At 37.2% G+C, this 19,119-nt stretch carries 14 protein-coding genes; 4 read left to right on the forward strand and 10 right to left on the reverse strand.

All coding sequences use genetic code 11. The features are described from left to right. Positions 1–632 precede the first annotated feature (632 nt). The 4 genes from cas3f to carA all read right to left on the reverse strand — a co-directional run bounded on the left by cas3f (position 633) and on the right by carA (position 9,451). Complete coding sequence (gene cas3f, locus A9G24_RS04310; protein WP_065637929.1) at positions 633–3,959, reverse strand: type I-F CRISPR-associated helicase Cas3f; 3,327 nt, start codon at positions 3,957–3,959, stop codon at positions 633–635. Beyond that, a complete protein-coding gene (gene cas1f / locus A9G24_RS04315) occupies positions 3,956–4,909 on the reverse strand; it encodes a type I-F CRISPR-associated endonuclease Cas1f (protein ID WP_065637930.1) in 954 nt (317 codons plus the stop codon). Before cas1f ends, cas3f begins: the two co-directional genes overlap by 4 nt. A 169-nt stretch (positions 4,910–5,078) precedes the next feature. Continuing rightward, positions 5,079–8,291, reverse strand: coding sequence for a carbamoyl-phosphate synthase large subunit (gene carB / locus A9G24_RS04320; protein ID WP_065637931.1), 3,213 nt, complete (start codon positions 8,289–8,291; stop codon positions 5,079–5,081). 2 nt (positions 8,292–8,293) lie between these two features. Then, the gene (gene carA, locus A9G24_RS04325; RefSeq protein WP_065637932.1) at positions 8,294–9,451 is read right to left on the reverse strand and encodes a glutamine-hydrolyzing carbamoyl-phosphate synthase small subunit; all 1,158 of its coding nucleotides are present in this window, start codon (positions 9,449–9,451) and stop codon (positions 8,294–8,296) included. A gap of 271 nt (positions 9,452–9,722) precedes the next feature. Here carA and argF point away from each other — a divergent pair, with 271 nt between their 5' ends. Together argF and A9G24_RS04335 are read left to right on the forward strand one after the other, a co-directional pair. After that, positions 9,723–10,733 (forward strand): ornithine carbamoyltransferase, encoded by a 1,011-nt coding sequence (gene argF, locus A9G24_RS04330; protein ID WP_065637933.1) that lies wholly within the window; start codon positions 9,723–9,725, stop codon positions 10,731–10,733. A gap of 98 nt (positions 10,734–10,831) precedes the next feature. Then, positions 10,832–11,329 carry a phosphatidylglycerophosphatase A family protein gene (locus A9G24_RS04335; RefSeq protein WP_065637934.1) on the forward strand — a complete coding sequence of 166 codons (498 nt, stop codon included), beginning with the start codon at positions 10,832–10,834 and terminating at the stop codon, positions 11,327–11,329. A 55-nt stretch (positions 11,330–11,384) separates the two neighbouring features. On the opposite strand, the gene nadK is transcribed toward A9G24_RS04335, so the two are convergent. After that, positions 11,385–12,263, reverse strand: coding sequence for an NAD(+) kinase (gene nadK, locus A9G24_RS04340; RefSeq protein ID WP_065637935.1), 879 nt, complete (start codon positions 12,261–12,263; stop codon positions 11,385–11,387). A gap of 157 nt (positions 12,264–12,420) precedes the next feature. Here nadK and grpE point away from each other — a divergent pair, with 157 nt between their 5' ends. Next, on the forward strand, positions 12,421–13,005 hold the full coding sequence (gene grpE, locus A9G24_RS04345) for a nucleotide exchange factor GrpE (protein WP_065586751.1): 585 nt from the start codon (positions 12,421–12,423) through the stop codon (positions 13,003–13,005). Positions 13,006–13,048: 43 nt separating this feature from the next. On the opposite strand, the gene def is transcribed toward grpE, so the two are convergent. Then, the gene (gene def, locus A9G24_RS04350; protein ID WP_065586752.1) at positions 13,049–13,561 is read right to left on the reverse strand and encodes a peptide deformylase; all 513 of its coding nucleotides are present in this window, start codon (positions 13,559–13,561) and stop codon (positions 13,049–13,051) included. Between the two features lie 155 nt (positions 13,562–13,716). On the opposite strand from def, the gene dprA reads away from it, so the two are divergent. Beyond that, the gene (dprA, locus tag A9G24_RS04355; protein WP_081303079.1) at positions 13,717–14,823 is read left to right on the forward strand and encodes a DNA-processing protein DprA; all 1,107 of its coding nucleotides are present in this window, start codon (positions 13,717–13,719) and stop codon (positions 14,821–14,823) included. 90 nt (positions 14,824–14,913) lie between these two features. On the opposite strand, the gene rraA is transcribed toward dprA, so the two are convergent. The 4 genes from rraA to A9G24_RS04375 form a co-directional block, all read right to left on the reverse strand. After that, positions 14,914–15,405 (reverse strand): ribonuclease E activity regulator RraA, encoded by a 492-nt coding sequence (gene rraA / locus A9G24_RS04360; RefSeq protein WP_065637937.1) that lies wholly within the window; start codon positions 15,403–15,405, stop codon positions 14,914–14,916. Positions 15,406–15,772: 367 nt separating this feature from the next. Beyond that, the gene (locus tag A9G24_RS04365; RefSeq protein ID WP_065637938.1) at positions 15,773–16,912 is read right to left on the reverse strand and encodes an ABC transporter permease; all 1,140 of its coding nucleotides are present in this window, start codon (positions 16,910–16,912) and stop codon (positions 15,773–15,775) included. A 14-nt stretch (positions 16,913–16,926) separates the two neighbouring features. Beyond that, on the reverse strand, positions 16,927–18,066 hold the full coding sequence (locus A9G24_RS04370; protein WP_065637939.1) for an ABC transporter permease: 1,140 nt from the start codon (positions 18,064–18,066) through the stop codon (positions 16,927–16,929). Next, positions 18,048–19,019 carry an HlyD family secretion protein gene (locus A9G24_RS04375; RefSeq protein WP_065637940.1) on the reverse strand — a complete coding sequence of 324 codons (972 nt, stop codon included), beginning with the start codon at positions 19,017–19,019 and terminating at the stop codon, positions 18,048–18,050. Before A9G24_RS04375 ends, A9G24_RS04370 begins: the two co-directional genes overlap by 19 nt. Positions 19,020–19,119 lie beyond the last annotated feature (100 nt).

Here is a 19,119-nt window from a genome sequence, read left to right on the forward strand (position 1 = left end):
CCATTTTTTATGAGAATTTAAAGAGCGATACTTAGATTGTTCTAGTTCTAAATTCTTAATTAGATATTTGACTTCTTTAATCGTCGAAATATTTAGAATTTTCATTAGATCTAGAATTGAATAATATTTAACTTTACTACTTTGTTTGATCGCATCGTTAGCTGATAATATATTGATATTAAATACTTTTAATTTAATTGACCAAATATTTTTTATTGAAAATTGACATTCGATTGTTAACCTTTTATTCTTAAACACAAATTTTTTCTCCAATTAGCGTTGTTGATGAAATTTTAAACCCTAGATGGCGTCTGGGGTTTTATCTTTTAATAAGCTGTTTTATTTTCGTTTTTAACATAAAAAAACAAACAACTTTGGTTAATATAAATACAAAAAAAGAAAATGTCAATATTAATCGTAATGTGGGGATATTAAAAGTGAAACCGCCTATTCGGCGGTGAAATAATTATAACGATTACACTCAATCGTAATGTTTTCTAAACTGCTTACACAGCAGTGTCATCAAGTATAAAAGAATTCCCTACCTTTTACTAGCAACCATTATGCACCTGACGATATTTTGTCAAAAAGTTTCAGGTAACTATGTGTTTCAGTATAAAAACAATATTCTTTTATCCTTTCTTTTCATAAAATCCTAAATAAGGATGAAAATACCAACTGCTATTACGATATAAGCTTACGCTACAAAATTCATTTGCTAATCGATATGGCGTTTTATTTGGGAAATATTCGGTTATTTTTGCTATGGCTTGCTCGACACTATTAACTAGCCAAGGTTGGATGTTAGGATTAGCAAATGACCAATTTTTATATTCAATTATACTATTTTGTGTATCTTTGCAGCGTTCATCTGGTGTTTGCCATGCTATATCTGCATAGCTAAATTGATAATCCCCATCATCATCAAGTTGGCAGATATATTCATCTTGTGTCTTATTATTCCCTCTAAATGGTGAAATTGCCTGTAAATGCACACAATGGTGATGTGCTAAGTCTGGTTGCCAATAGCTGGTCACATAATTACTTTTACGGGCATGAATCGCAAACAGATCTGCCATGACCTTATGTTCTAATTCAGCTAGCGTTAGCCCATCTTCAGGGCAAGACTTAATACGAGGAACCGCATCAATATTCACTAACTGATGTTCAGGAATGAGTTCATTTGTTTTATGGGTTTTCAGCAAGAATAATGACTCTTCTTCAAATCCAGGTTTAGTAAAACAGGCTTTATCCGTACGATAATCAGATTCAATGGCCTGTAAATTCGATCCTAATATCGCTACATTGGCCTTTTGTGCCATTTTTTGTGGTCGATGTCGCCAGACTCGCCCCACTAGCTGGATAATAGAGCGCATGGATGATGGTTCAACAATAGCCCAATCATAATCATGATCACGCCCAACTTCGGTGACTGGCGTGCCGATAACAATAAAAATATGGTTTTGTTTATCGCTATCTTTGATGGCATTGATAATTTCAGGTTGATGAAATAATGCCTGTTCATCACTGCGATTTAAAATTCTATCAAGTTTTTCTTCTAGCTGGCTACGCAATAATAGCAGTTGCCGAGCATGATAAACCACGATGTGAAAAGCAGTATCAGTAGGTAACTTGGTTTGGGCATAAATTTGTTCTGTAAGTGAAATAACATCTTCGGTATGGGCAAAACGCATTAAACCAATACTTACCTTTTTTTGTGATTTTTTATCTATTTGATGATGATCTTGGTGGAATTGATAAGCTTGTGCTAATAGTTGCTCAGCAAGTACACTATAATTGAGTTTTTGTTGGTTCTCGGTTTGCTTTTCTTGGTAGTCTAATAGATCTAAGATATGTCCTTGGCGGCGAATTGCACTTTGTGCTAATTGATGAATGCGCATTGCTACAAATTGTTGATGGTGATCGCTAAACGTTTTAGTATCAGCAATTGGTGATATCGACTGTTCATATTCATCAAACCAACCACATACAATGGTATTATCGGCATATTGGTTATTTTGATTCCAAATTTTTCGCCCTGCTTGGTAAGCATCAAATAATCCAGCAATTAAATCTGGCGTTAAGGTTGCTGATGAGAGTAGCACTTTGCTACCAAATAACCCAGCTAAATGCACCAAGCGAGCCAGTGCAGGTAAGTCATGTTGATCAAAATCATCAGGTTCATCTAAAATCAGATCTGAGGTCAATAATCTTAACGTGGGTGCAATATATTTACCGCCTCGGGTACATTCGCTAGCTTGAATAATATGGTCAACCGTGCATGTCACAATGGGCGCATAAAGTAATTGCCGTGCATTACTGTCTTCGATAATTGTCCCTAATTCACAATCCGCAATACCACTTTCTGCTACATCAAGATATTCATCAAGTAACGATTCGATAGATTCACTACCTTGGTTTTCTGATTTTTTTTGAGAATCGTTTTGTTCAATGTCTTCCTTACTCAGTTCAAACAAGGTTTTTGTGGCTCGCCCACCCACTAAAATCGCCAGATGTTCATCACTTAAGTGTAATCTTTCTCTTAATGCTTTACCTGTTTGCAACGTTAAAACACGTAATCCCAATGCAATGGTAAAACGCACACCCCGTTTTGGATTTGAAAGCGCATACATAATCCGCCCATTGGCTAAGGTTTTACCACAGCCAGTCGATGCCATATTAACACCAAAAAAGCCACATTCATCGGAGATATTTTGATAACTTTTTGCTAAATCAAAAGCATGATTTTGCCATTGAAATCGTTTTATAGTTGTTCGTTTGGTAAAGGGTTTATGTTGATTAATTGCGGGTAATTCCGTGGTTATTTTAGGTAATAAACGAGCAAAGCGGGCTGAAAAATTAGCTACACCGATTAAATGATCATCTAAACACTGTTTGGCTTCTTTTTGGTAATTTGTGTTAGCAATCAGTATTTCCCTATTTCTTTTTGCTTCGTCATTTGATAAAGATAAACTTGAGTAGTTATGATCAGCAACCATTAAGCTTAAACGCGAAATATGCAATAAAAACTCGTTAATATTAGACAATTGCATTAAAGGAACATGATTTAAGGCTTTGGTTGCATAACGGCTTAGTTTTTTCAGCCAAAGCTGGCTTAAGGTAATATCGCTTTTAAGCTGCCAAAAATCATTGGGTGAAGTATGTTGACTATGACTATTTTTAACCCATTTATCAATTGCCTTAAATGTTTTATAAAAACTTCGGACAGTTAAACCAGATATATCGAAATCTAACTTTTGTGCATTTTTAATATCACTGGTTAATGAATCCGATAAAAACGGCATTCGATGATGCGACACAATGAGCCACGCAATCCATTGTGCCAATAACGGTAACTGCGTGAGATCATTTTTGTCAACTTTGGTAAGCTGCTGGTACCAATTAGGATTCTGTTGTTGATATTGATCAAAATGCGCTAATCGATCAAATAAGGCTTCGCTCGTGGTGCAGTCTTGAATCATTAATAAAAATAATTGTAACGAAATCCATTCATGTCGGTAAGGATCAGCCGCCACAGCCGTTTCTGCTCGTAATTTAGATTGAAAACCAATCGTTGCTTTACCTAAATCATGAAGTAGTGCCGCTATGGTAGTAATTAATTGAATGATGGTTGCATATTGCCAACAATTTTCGCTGTCACTGCGTAAAATATTGCGTTTAGTACGATTAGTTGGGACTCGTCCCTCTTGATTAAACTGACTGCGATCGCCCACAATCCACAAAAGATCAGTTAAATTTTTACCATGTGTCCAATAACATGCAACAGCAGTATTTTTTCGTGCAGTTTTACGTAATAATTTATAAAGCGTTTGTAGCCCTGCTTCGGTCATTGGGCTTTGCCATGTTCGTTCACCGCAGCGCTCAGCGAACTGATCGATAATCCGCCTTGTTTCAGTTAAGGCGTTTTTTTTGCATTGACTAACAAGTAAAATATTCATATTTGATCTGCTATCTGTTTTAAAGTATCAATAATCCTATCAAGTGCACCTAATTGAGCAAATTGCGCAATACATGCCATACGAAATTCTTTTTCACTGTCGCCTTGTTTGGCTGATAAAAAGGCCTGAGGTAATACAATGCCATCTTTAATAATATCTGCCGCATCAAACACTAAGCCACCTCGGCGAGTTTTTCCGTGTAAAATAGCCAGCCCATGAGGGAGACCTAATACCCAACAAGCCGTTGCGCCAAGGCCATAGGCTAAATAGTTACCATGATCTAAAAATTGGTTAGCGGGATCATGACTTTTGCCTCGTGTGCCTTGTTCTCGTTTAAATTTGTCATCTTGTAAGGTTAATTGATTTGCCATGCCATAAAGACGTTTGCTAATTCGCCCTTCTGCGGCTAAAAGTGCTTGGCTATTATCAACATCGGTAAATTGTTGTGTTGCATCAGTAAGAATATGCGCTAACTGCGTTGTATCAACATCCCAATCAAATTGCGGCCAACATTCACTAATAATATTAAGCCGTGTTTGTTGTAATAATTTAGCGGCTTGTAATCGACGTTTGTCATCAAACCAAAATTGACACCAACTTTGTAGATATTCTGTCGGGCGATATTCACTTTGTGGCGAAAAAAATTGACAAGCGAATTCAGATTCGGTTGATGAAAAAAGGGGCGTTCCGCCTCCGCCACAAAAGCCAATCATAACACCTGCTCGTGAAAGCTCTCGCACTGCCGCTTGAGTCAATGATGTACCCGTACCTAATAAAATACAGGTGGTATTTGCTATTGGGATATTCCAATATAACGACTGTTGGCCTTGCTCAGTCACATACTCAACTCGTCCACCATTAACCAAAACACGACAATGCTCTAAATAATAAATATTGGCTCGCTTGGAATGCATGATCGTTTTTAGATCAGAAGAATGAATCATATCCATGATGATAACTGATTAAATTAATTGAAATATAGCAAATAAATTAACATTATTTTATATTAAAAACGAGCATTTTATTGTCTATTACGAGCAATTGAGTGATTGCAAAGTTATTATATCATGGCAGGGGTTTTTTAAGACGAGCATTGCCCGTCTTCATCTTTTTTGTTTATCAATAAAGCTGCTGTAATGGCGTTACAGTTTGTGCCGGATCGTAATTAAGTGCCGCCGTTGTGGCATAGGCAGCATTCATGGTGGTATCGTAATGTACCTTATATTGAATGGCACTTCGACGTAATACTTTTGAGGCTTCAATAGCTGCTCGTCCAGAGGTGGTATTAAGAATATAGCTATATTCGCCATTTTTTATATGGTCATGGATATTTGGTCGCCCTTCATTTTCTTTTTTTACGACTTGGCATGGTATATTTGCTTGTTGTAATACCTTTGCCGTGCCAATAGTGGCATCAATACTAAATCCATAAGCAATTAATCGCTTAGCGACTTCTAACAGCCTTGTTTTATCCTGATCACGAACCGATAATAATGCTTTTCCTGATTTTTTCATATTGGATAAACTACCAAGCTGGGCTTTAGCAAAGGCTTCAGCAAAGGTTTTACCGATGCCCATTACTTCACCCGTTGAGCGCATTTCTGGACCTAAGATTGGATCAACGCCACTGAATTTATTAAACGGTAATACCACTTCTTTTACCGAATAATAAGATGGAATCACCTCTTTAGTCACATTTTGCTTAGCAAGCGATTGTCCTGTCATGATGCGAGCTGCTATTTTCGCCAGTGGTACACCTGTTGCTTTTGAGACAAAAGGGACGGTGCGTGCTGCACGAGGATTAATTTCAATCAGATAAATTTGGTTATCTTTGATGGCAAATTGCCCATTCATTAAACCTTTTACATTAAGTTCAAGTGCCAATTGTTTGGCCTGCTGTCGTAGTTTATCTAAAATCTCTACAGTTAAGGTGTGGGTTGGCAGTGAGCAAGCGGAATCACCAGAGTGAATGCCTGCTTGTTCAATATGTTCCATAATGCCACCAATCACAATTTGTTCGCCATCAGCAATCACATCAATATCCACTTCAATGGCATCATCTAAAAAGTGATCGAGTAAGACAGGTGCATTATTCGATTCGCTTACGGCTGTTTTAAAATAACGGCGTAAATCTTGTTCATTATAAACAATTTCCATTGCGCGACCTCCTAATACATAAGATGGTCTAACCACCAATGGATAACCTATTTTTTCTGCTTTGATGACTGCCTCATTAATATCAGTCACTGTTGCGTTGACAGGTTGTTTTAATTTCAGTTTATCGACAACTTCTTGAAAGCGCTGGCGATCTTCGGCTTTATCGATAGCGTCAGGTGAGGTACCAATAATAGGTAGACCTGCGGCTTCAAGTGCACGGGCGAGTTTTAGTGGTGTTTGTCCACCATATTGCACGATAACACCATTTGGCTTTTCAACATGCGCAATCTCAAGCACATCTTCAAGCGTGACTGGCTCAAAATAGAGGCGATCAGAAGTATCATAATCGGTTGACACAGTTTCTGGGTTGCAGTTAACCATAATAGTTTCATAACCATCCTCACGCAGAGCTAATGCCGCATGCACACAACAATAATCAAACTCAATACCTTGTCCAATCCGATTAGGACCACCACCTAGGATCATAATTTTTTTACGGTTAAATTGAGGATTGGCTTCACACTCTTGCTCATAGGTTGAATAAAGGTAAGCAGTATCGGTTGCAAATTCAGCCGCACAGGTATCTACCCGCTTATAAACGGGATGAATATGATATTGATAACGTAAATCGCGAACCGATTGCTCGGTAGTATTAAGCAGTTTGGCAATGCGTAAATCTGAAAAACCTTTCCGTTTTAATTGCCATAATGTTTCTGGATCGAGCTGTGCAAGTGACTGCTTCTTTAGCTTGTTTTCAAAATTAACCAACTCTTCAATTTGCACTAAAAACCAACGATCTATATTGGTTAATGTAAAGATCTCATCTAAACTCAATCCAGCCCTAAAGGCATCGGCAATATACCAAATACGATCGGCGCCCGCTTCTTGGAGTTCATAACGAATTTTGGTGATATTTTTTTCATCGGTATAATCATCAACTTTAGGATCAAAACCTGAGGCGCCAACTTCAAGCCCTCGCAATGCTTTTTGTAATGACTCTTGGAAGGTACGCCCAATAGCCATGACTTCGCCAACCGATTTCATTTGCGTGGTTAAACGATCGTTACAACCAGCAAACTTTTCAAAATTAAAGCGTGGGATTTTAGTGACCACATAATCAATTGACGGTTCAAATGAGGCAGGTGTTTTACCGCCTGTAATATCATTCGATAATTCATCAAGAGTATAGCCAACTGCCAACTTAGCAGCGATTTTAGCAATTGGAAAGCCAGTAGCTTTAGAAGCTAACGCTGATGAACGTGATACTCGCGGATTCATCTCAATAACAATTAATCGCCCTGTTTTAGGATCGACCGAGAATTGTACATTGGAGCCACCGGTTTCAACGCCAATTTCACGCAGTACGGCAATTGATGCATTACGCATGATTTGATACTCTTTATCCGTCAAGGTTTGTGCTGGCGCAACGGTAATTGAATCACCGGTGTGAATGCCCATTGGATCGAAGTTTTCAATTGAGCAAACAATAATACAATTATCATTTTTGTCTCGCACCACTTCCATTTCGTACTCTTTCCAGCCTATCAATGATTCATCGATGAGCAGTTCATTAGTCGGTGAAAGATCGAACCCACGGGTACAGATTTCTTCAAATTCTTCTGTGTTATACGCAATTCCGCCCCCTGTTCCCCCCATGGTAAAAGACGGGCGAATAATGCAAGGAAAACCAACCTGCTCAAGAACGGTATAAGCTTCTTTAAGTGAATGCGCAATACCCGATCGTGCGGTATCAAGACCGATTTTTTTCATCGCCTCATCAAACCGTTTACGATCTTCGGCTTTATCTATAGCATCAGCTGTTGCGCCAATCATTTCGACATTAAACTCTTTTAATACGCCTTGCTTTTCAAGCTCTAATGCACAATTTAGCGCTGTTTGCCCGCCCATAGTCGGTAAAATGGCGTCGGGTCTTTCTTGTTCAATAATCTTGCGAACGCATGTCCAATGAATTGGCTCGATATAAGTGGCATCGGCCATTTCAGGATCCGTCATGATAGTGGCTGGGTTGGAATTAACTAAAATAACGCGATAGCCTTCTTCACGTAGCGCCTTACAGGCTTGTGCTCCCGAATAATCAAATTCACATGCTTGACCAATAACAATTGGGCCTGCGCCAATAATTAATATACTGTTGATATCTGTTCGCTTAGCCATAATTATTGCTCCTGCTTATAAATTTTAATTAACTCAATAAAGTGATCAAAAAGAGGTGCGGCATCATGTGGTCCGGGACTGGCTTCTGGGTGACCTTGAAAACTAAAAGCTGGTTTGTAATTGTGATGAATACCTTGCAGTGAACCATCAAATAGTGATTTATGAGTCGCTCTTAAATGAGCAGGTAAACTTGCTTCATCTACTGCAAAACCATGATTTTGAGCGGTGATCATAACCTGATTATTTTCAAGATTTTTAACGGGGTGATTTCCGCCATGGTGACCAAACTTCATTTTAATCGTTTTAGCGCCACATGCTAGTGCTAAAAGTTGATGACCTAAGCAGATACCAAAGATGGGAATGTCAGTATTTAAAAACTGCTTAATGGCCTCAATTGCATAACGGCAAGGGGCTGGATCACCTGGGCCATTAGATAAAAATATGCCATCTGGCTTTAATGCAAGGACTTGTTCTGCTGTCGTTTTGGCTGGTACGACTGTTAATTTACAATCACGCTCAACTAACATGCGCAAAATATTGCGTTTTACGCCAAAGTCATAAGCAACAACATGGTATGGTAATTGTTTTGCTGGTATTGGATTAGGCTGTTGTTGTCTTGTCCATATGCCTTGAGTCCAAATATAACTTGTCAAACACGTCACTTCTTTAGCTAAATCAAGCCCACTTAATCCTTTAAAATTTATTACCTGTTGTTTGGCTATTTCGGCTTTTTCAAGTAAGGTCTTTTTATCCGTTGCCGTTATAATAACACCATGCTGTGCTCCTTTTTCACGCAAAATACGCGTTAAGCGCCGTGTATCAATATCGGCGATGGCAATAACATTATGTTTTTTTAAATAGCTGGAAAGATCGAGTTCACTTCGGTAATTGCTGGCTAATAATGGCAAATCACGAATAATCAATCCCTTTGCATAAATTTGGCTGGATTCAGCATCATTGTCATTTGTTCCGACATTACCAATATGAGGATAGGTCAGTGTAACCAATTGTTCACAGTAAGAAGGATCGGTAAGGATTTCTTGGTAGCCAGTCATTGAGGTGTTAAATACTACTTCCCCAACAGAGTGCCCATCAGCACCAATTGATTTTCCGATAAATTGCGAACCATCTTGTAACATAAAGAGGGCATAAGTTTGCATGATAAAAAAGACCTTTTTGAATAAATGATCGTTATTTTTGAATATAAATTCAAATTTACTTATCTATAAAGATATAATAATTGGTCATTTTATTACACTTTTTTGTACAAAAAAAGGAATATTATAAAAATCACTTTAATAATCATGTCTAATTTTTGAGACATTCTCAACGTAAAAACAAAATATTGGGATGATTATTATGTTTAACTTGAATTTGCATAATTATTCAAATAGAATCTTTTGAATAATTACGGTTATTAGGAGCAATATCATGCACGGTTTTTATCAGCGCCATTTTTTACGATTACTCGACTTTACCCCTACCGAAATCAATCAACTAATTAATCTTGCCATAGAATTAAAACAAGCCAAACAACAAGGGCGAGAACAACAACATTTGATTGGTAAAAATATCGCGTTAATTTTTGAGAAAGACTCCACCCGTACACGCTGTGCTTTTGAGGTTGGTGCGTTTGATCAAGGAGCTCAAGTAACCTATTTAGGCCCCAGTGGTAGCCAAATTGGGCATAAAGAATCGATTGCAGATACCGCGCGCGTGCTAGGTCGAATGTATGATGGAATTGAATATCGTGGTTATGGTCAAGAAATTGTTGAAACCTTAGCAAAATATGCAGGTGTGCCAGTCTGGAATGGTTTAACGACCGAAGCACATCCAACCCAAATATTAGCCGATTTTATGACAATGAAAGAGCATATAGGAGATCGACCATTAAGCAGTATTAAATTTGCCTATTTAGGTGATGCTCGGAATAATATGGGAAATTCATTAATGGAAGGTGCAGCGTTAATGGGGATGGAGATTCGATTAGTTGCACCAAAGGCTTGTCAGCCGGAAGCCGAACTTGTGCAAAAGTGCCAAGATATTGCCAAAATGACAAGAGCAAACATTATCTTAACTGAAGATGTGACTTTAGGCGTTAAAGACGTCGACTTTTTATATACTGATGTATGGGTATCAATGGGTGAGCCTAAGGAAGTTTGGGATGAGCGAGTTAAATTATTAACACCTTATCAAGTGAATGAAAATGTTATTAAACTTACCAATAATCCAAATGTTAAATTGATGCACTGTTTACCAGCTTTTCATGATATGAATACGACAGTGGGTAAACAAATGGCAGCACAATATGGCTTAACCAATGGGCTTGAAGTAACTCATGATGTATTTGAATCTGAGCATAGTATTGTATTTGACGAGGCCGAAAACAGGCTACATACCATTAAAGCGGTAATGGTTGCAACATTAACTAAAGACGAATAATATTGTCACAATTAATACAAAGGTGTTTTGTTAACATAAGCGCCTTTCTTTTTGCCGACTTAATGTCGGCATAATTTTATCTAAAAGGATATTGAATCATGACCAAACAAGAGCGAAACAAAAATTTTAAAAAATACCTAAAACTGACCAATCCCATTCATTTTTTAGCAGTAGGATTGGGTAGCGGCATGTCACCGATTATGCCGGGAACCATGGGTTCATTAATGGCTATCCCGTTATGGCTTTTGTTTTATGGTTTACAGCCAGCTTTATACTGGATATTTATTTTAGTGACTTTTATTTTTGGTTGTTTTATTTGCCAAAAAACATCGGATGATACCCATACGCACGATTCAGGGCATATCGTTTGGGATGAATTTGTCGGCATGTGGATCACCCTATTTTTTATTCCGCAACTTTCAGTTATGTGGATTGCCATAGCTTTCGTGGCATTTAGAGTGTTTGACATGGCAAAACCTTGGCCAATTCGCTGGTTTGATAAACGTGTCCCCGGTGGATTTGGCATTATGGTAGATGATGTAATTGCAGCTATCTTTTCATCATTCACAGTTTATGTCATGACATTAATTATTTAAGATGAAATTTTATACTAAAACGTATAGTTTCCTGAAAGTTTTTGACAAAAAAAGGCTAAAACATTTTTTGTGACCAACCTAATTTGGTTGAAAGATTATTAAAGTAATCATAATCTTTGGTATGAATCAAATTAAATTCATACGAAGATCGGCGAATAATCACATCTTGTGTTGGTTTGACCGGTAAAATAATTTGGCTATCACAAGCGATATTTAAATCAAGTGCTGTCGTTGGGAATTTAAGATGAATAGGCACATCGCCCTTGATGACCAATGGTCTGACAGCTAATGAATGCGGAAACATTGGTGTAATAATTAATGCGTCTAAATGAGGCGCTAAAATAGGTCCACCCGCCGATAGTGAATAAGCGGTAGAGCCTGTCGGTGTTGCAATAATCAGCCCATCAGCTCGCTGTGAAAACGCATTGCGTTCATTAATGTAAACATCATAGTCAATCATGTGGGCAACCGTATTGGGGGTCACAACAATTTCGTTCACGGCAAAACTTGAATTAATTAAATTGCCTTTATCATAAATAGAAACTTCGAGTAAAAAACGAGGGTCATCGTCATATTCACCAGCAATCACAGGGCTTAATTGTTCAATCACTTGTTCGTGTGATATGTCGGTTAAAAAACCTAAATTGCCACGATTAACACCGATCACTTTGATTTTATATGGTGATAAATAACGCGCGGAACGTAACATATTGCCATCCCCCCCCACAACAATGGCAAGGTCAGCTTGCTGGCCAATTGTTTCTAACGAAGCGTAATGGCTAACGGGGAATTGAATGTGCTCCGCCAAGCGATGTTCCACTAACACACGAATACCAAGTTTAACAAGCCAATCATAAAGCACTTGATGGGTTTCAATTGCTTCTAACTTACGCGGAAGTCCAATTAGACCAATGCATTTAAATGGTGTTTGCATAAAATATCCTTGTAATTTGTTACATAAACGCTATGTATTTTTTCGTGACAGGTCAAAAAATTACATATCAAAGTACTGATAAGCTTGTAATCATAAAAATTGTCCCCATAATAACCGTTATTCACTAAGTTTTCGACTACATTATTTGGAGTACCTTATGACAGAACAAGATAAAAATACGTCAGAAAATGAAACTAGCATTGACACACCAGCAGAAGATACAATCGAACAAGAAGCAGCGCCACAGCCAAATCTTGAAGAGCAATTAAGTGCAAAAGATGCACGCATTGCAGAGCTTGAGCAAGCCTTACAATTGGCGAAAAAAAATGAAAGCGAAGCCATGATTCGTGCACGGGCTGAAATTGATAATGTTCGTAAACGTGTTGAGCAAGATGTTGATAAAGCACGTAAATTTGCACTAGAAAAATTCTCTAATGAATTATTACCAGTTATTGATAATCTAGAACGCGCTTTAGAATCGACAGACAAAGCGAATCCAGAACATAAAGCGACTGTTGAAGGGTTAGAATTGACATTAAAATCATTCTTAGATACGGTCAAAAAATTTGGTATTGAAGTGATTAATACCGAAGATTCACAATTAAATCCTGATGTACACCAAGCGATAAGCATGGTTGAATCACCAGAACATCAATCAGGCCAAATCGTTAATACGATTCAAAAAGGCTATACCTTAAATGGTCGTTTAATTCGTCCTGCGATGGTCATTGTTGCTAAATAATTTAGTTTAAACCAGTTAACCGCCAACCCTTTGGCGGTTAATTTTATTTATTCCGTTGCTCTTCGCGGGCAAGCTTTTTCATTTTTTGCTCGATTCGTTGACGTTTTAATGGAGAAAGATAATCAACAAAGAGTTTACCTTTTAAGTGATCCATTTCGTGCTGAATACAGATAGCCAGTAATTCGTCGGCTTCAATTTCATAAGGATTACCATTACGATCAAGTGCTTTGATTTTGATTTTTTCAGCCCTTGGTACAAAACCTCGACAATCAGGTACTGATAGGCAGCCTTCTTCTATACCGGTCTCACCTTCTTGACTGATGATTTCTGGATTGATAATCACATAAACTTGACTTTTATCTTCTGATACATCAATCACAATAATTTGCTCATGCACATCCACTTGAGTTGCAGCAAGGCCGATTCCATTTTCGTCGTACATGGTTTCGATCATATTATCAATGATCGTTTGTAGCTCTGGTGTGAACTGGGTAACAGGTTTAGCAACTTTGCGAAGCCGCTCATCAGGAAAACGTAATACCGGTAAAATAGCCATAAATTATTCGATCTACTCCTCAAATTTCGCGTTTATTCAATTAATTGCTCATTGTAAACATTTATCATACTGATGAATAGTCCTTGTTGGCTATTACTAGTATTTATCTTATCAATTCAAGATAGTTAAATTATTTAAAATGAGTGCAAAAAGTTATGATGAATAAATATGAGTTCTTATTGCGAATTTCAATGCTTGGACATGGCAAACAAGCTATTTTTAAAAAAATTGGACAACTTTTTGCAAATGATTTACCTGATAAAATACAAAATGTGCCTTTTTTGTTAGATAAGCTGGGCTTATTAGATGTTCAATTAGCGCGTTTTTATGAAACTTCATATCTTCATTTTGAACCAATACTTGAATGGTTAGATTCTCCCAGCCCACAAAAACATCTTATTGCCTATTGTGATAGTGATTATCCGTTGTTGCTCAAACAAATCTGCTCTCCGCCTTTGTTACTGTTTGTTTTAGGTAATCGACAGTTATTACATTCTCCTCAACTAGCTATGGTTGGAAGCCGTGAATTTAGTGAATATGGAGCTCAATGGGGGCGATATTTTGCAAGCGAATTAGCGATTAATGGTTTAACCATAACCAGTGGTTTGGCGCTAGGGTTAGATGCAATTTGTCATCGTGGTGCACTTGAGGCATCGGGTCGTACAATTGCAGTGTTAGGTAGTGGTTTAGCAAAGATTGCACCAAGATCAAATTTAAACTTAGCCAATGATATTTTGGCACAAAATGGTGCAATTGTGTCCGAATTTTTGCCGTTTGAAAAAGCTAGATCGGCTTACTTTCCTCGTCGAAACCGAATTATTAGTGGGTTAAGTTTGGGCACCTTTGTGGTTGAAGCATCAGAAAAAAGCGGCTCGCTAATTACTGCGCGCTATGCACTTGAACAAAATCGCGATGTATTTGCTTTGCCGGGTGATATTAATAATGAAAACTGTAGCGGAACGCACTATTTAATTAGACAAGGGGCTTATTTAGTTTCTAAACCTGCTGATATTTTAGAACATTATTGTAATTATTTATCAGTAATAAATAGCTCATACAATCAGCCGAAAGAAAAACAAAGTCATTCTATTTTATACCCTGACATTTTTGCTGTGATTCATCACCAACCTATTCCAGTTGATATTATTGCTCAGCAAGTGAATATGTCAATTTCGGAAGTGACAACCAAATTATTAGATATGGAACTAGAGGGATTAATTAAAACGGTAACCGGTGGTTATATTCGTCATCGAGTGGTTTAAAAACAGAGTGTCTTTTTGTCAAATAGTTTCAGGAAAGTAGACATTTAAATATAAAATCCGCCGATACTCGCCGGCGGTGTAGACCTTTGTTTATTTATCTTCAATTTCGAGAGCAATTTCAGATAATATAATACCGGTATTGTCAGCATAGACAAAATCACCCGAAAAGAATGTCACGCCACCAAAATTAACACGAATATCGACTTCACCAACGCCCTGATCATCCGCGCCAACTGGAATAGCGGCTAATGCTTGAATACCAATATCGGCTTCAGCCAGATAATCAACTTGGCGAACGGCGCCATAGACAATAATCCCTTCCCATTGATTTTGAACGGCAATATCTATCAGCTCTGCGTCAATTAATGCTCGACGCGCAGAACCACCACCATCAATGACAAGAATTTTACCTGAGCCGTCTGATTGTAAAATTTCGTATAGTAACCCGTTATCTTCAAAACATTTAACTGTTACAGCTTGACCTGAAAATGATGCAACGCCCCCAAAATTACTAAATATCGGTTCAACTACGTTAACATCTTCTGGGTAATAATCGCAAAGAATTGAAGTATCAAACTCCATCATCAAGTCTCCTTTTGCTGTGAGGTGTGTAAGTTTGTTTAGTATAACGCTAATACTAAGTAAAATGATATTAAAATTAAATAAACGTGAACTAGCTCAAAATAATCCCCAAACAATAAAGTAAATTAGTTAATAAAGCAAGTTTGACTATCTGTAATAACAAAGGCATCCAGTCTTTATATTTATTAAATTGTAAAACCGCATCAATATGTTTAATAAATAGCGGTAACATTAATATAAATTAGTCACGTTCCAAATATAGCCATACGGTTTATTGTCAAAATTAAGTATTCACATATAAGGCATTATATTATCTTTACATTTTAAGCGTTAATCATGTTTTACTTATTATGTTACTTTTCTAGTTTTACACTCGATACCCCTTTAAGAATCGTCTTACTCGACCTTCCCGCAACGCTGCAATAAAAAAGCCAAGTGAACCATATATGATCCCCAGTAATAAAATCATAAAAACATTAAATAAATTATCTAGTAAGCCTAATCCCATTTGATTTACACCAGCAATCATATTAGTTGCCCAAGTTGATGGCAACATTTTGGAAACAATTTGTACCCCAAATGGCATTGCATCAAGTGGCCAAATCGTGCCTGACAGATAAAACACTGGTGTTGTCAAAAATGCAAGTGTGAGATAAATCATTTCAGTTTTACGTAAACACTCTGTCAGTAATTTACTTAAGCCTAACACGCCAAGTAACAATGGAAATGTCATAATTAGAATTTCGGGTATATTTGCAAGCTGTCGATAACCAAGAACCCAAGGCCATAAACCAAATAGCACAATGGATAAAAATAACCAGATCGGTATAAGACCACACAAGCTACCCAATCTAACAATTTTAGGTGGTTTACCTTGCGGTAACGAGTTTAATGTAATATTAGTACGTGTTGAAGCAATTAAAAATGAGTGTTGCAATAACATTACTAATAAACCCGGAAAGGTAATAGCGGCAAAACTGACGCCAGGATTATAAAGTGGTTCAGTTTGACCATTTATTGGCGATAAAATAATATTGATCTGTTTATCTGAAAATCCACTATTACGCATTATTCGAGTATTATATTGGGTTAATATCTGTTGATAGATCCCTTTTATATCGACTTGTATTAAGCCATTGGCTAAACGACTCGAAGCATCGCCATATGCAGGTATTGTTACTTCTTCGCCATTTAATAACCGCTTTTCAAAATCTCTTGGAATTGTAAATACCGCAAAAAGTCGGTGATTATTAATATCATCATAAGCTTGCAGAGAACTCTCATATATAAGGGTCTCTATTTTTGAACTGGTATTTAAAGAACGAATTAAACTTCGGCTAGTTGGCGTATGATCTTGATCGATTATCGCAACCGGCAAACTGGTAATCGTGCCATTACTATAAACTAAACTCATCAATGAGACCGACAATAGTAGCAACAACCACATTGGTCTAACTAATAAAAGCAAAAATATTTTTATAAATGAAGACCAAAATATTTTAAGCATCTTGGTGTTTCCTCTTACTGTGAATGTAGTCGTCTTACTAGACGTTTTCTCACTAACACGGTAATAATTATTGGGTAGACCATTAAAATAACACAGGTTTTTAACACTGAAAGATAACTAGAGTGACGTAAAAACAGATCGAACAGCTTATTAAGAGCATAAGTTAATGGTTCTAGTGATGAAATAAACCTTGCAATCCAAGGCATAGATAGTTCAGGCACAACAACACCAGAATAAGTTAACGCAAGTCCAACTAAAACACCGATATAAGTATAAGCATCAATAGGGGTTTTAGTAAAAGTATATAGCAAAATACCAATACTTTGTGCAGCAATCACATAGAAAAATACCACCGTCACCATGGCAAAAGGCGAACCTGATACACGAGCATGAGAAAACAGAACAAGCATGGCAATTTCGAAAATAAGTAGCATAGTAAACCAAATGGTATAAGGCGCTAATTTTCCCAAAACAAAAGGATAATTAGGGCGAGTTCGCTTTGGCAATTGTGCTAATAGATGAATCGTTGTTGTGACAACAAACAGTTGTAGTAGATGTACAACAGCCGAAAATTGCTGAAAGTACATTGAGTTACCACTGGCATTAAACAATCCATCATAATTGAAGTTTACTTTTGCAAGCTTAGGTACTGGTATCCCAATACTAGTTGCCATTGTGCTACGGTATTGGATATTTAATGCCGCAATTAGGCCTGAATAATCCATAATAGAATATAATCCAGCACTATAATATAACGCATTATAATAAAGCATTGGTGTTGGCTGCCGACCCGCTAATACATCTGCTTCAAAATTCGGTGGAATATAAAAAATGGCATAGATTTTTGCTTTTTGCAAATCACGTTCGGCCTCAGCAAGATGGCTATCATAATTGACCAAATTGGCATGTGCTCCAGCATTAAGATCACGCACGATTTGACGCGATAAAACACTTTTATCATTATCAATATAGCCAACAGGTAAATCAAAAAGTACACCGCGATAAAAGATACTACTGATTAATATAAAAATAATTAGTGGTAAGATCCACATTAACCAATGAAAAGTAAACCGCTTAAATATCACAGGTATTTCAGCATTAAACGCTTCTTTGAAGCGCTGCCAAAAATCCCAAATTAGTTGTCTAATTTCCATAGTGTGCTCATACCTGCACGTAAACCAGCAATAGGCGTTGTTGGATAAAGTCTAACTTCAAAGGTTTTTAAATCAAAATCACCGGTAGCTCGTGTTGCACGTTTTGTTGCATAATCACCCATAGGTGCGATATAACGAACTTCAGCTTCAATTTCCTTATTACCAAGAGCAGGCACTTCAAGCTTAACATGATCGCCTTTATGAATATTAGGCATAATGTTTTCACGAAGATTAAATATAAAGTACGCTTTTGGTAGTTGAATTACAGTCAATAATGGACTATTGGCATTAAATAACTCGCCAACTTCGGCTGGTATTGAACCAACCTCACCTTCAACGGGGGCTTTTACTTGTAAATCATCGTATTGAATTTGTAATTGTTTAAGCTGCTCTTCTGCTTCTTTTAATTTAGCATCATAAATTTCACGTTGTTCAATACGATCACCATTTTTGGCTTGATCTAAATTAGCTTGTGCTGACTGAACTTGTTGAAAGGCTGCATCACGCGTTTTTAATGCATTATCTAAGATCGATTGAGAAACATAACCTTTGACCGAAATCGCTTTGTTACGATCATATTCTTTGGATGCATTATTATAAGCAACTTTAGCTTGTTGAAGTAACGCTTCATAGTAGCGAATGCTTTCTTCACGTGTTCCATGTTCAGAAAGCGCGACTTGGGCTCGTGCTTGATCGCAAGCCGCTTGCGCTGCTTTGACTTGTGCTAATAGCTCTGGACTATCAAGCGTTATTAATATATCGCTTGGTTTTACATCATCACCTCGATTGACATGTATCGCCTGCACGCGCCCTTTCGCTTTTGACGAAATACTAACATTAGGTGCATCAACCTCGCCTTGTAATATAAGCTGGCTATTATGTGATCGAATTAGAATTGTCATTGAAATTAAAATAACAATTAACACAATAATAATAAAAATTTTTTTATTCATAAATTTTGCATAGAGTGATAATGATTGGATATGGCCTAAACAATTAGGATGATGGTATGCATTATAGATCTCACTTTTATAAATTGTAACGATTACTGTA

It is taken from the genome of Gilliamella sp. App6-5, assembly GCF_001690525.1.
GTDB classification, from domain to species: Bacteria; Pseudomonadota; Gammaproteobacteria; order Enterobacterales; family Orbaceae; genus Gilliamella; species Gilliamella apicola_H.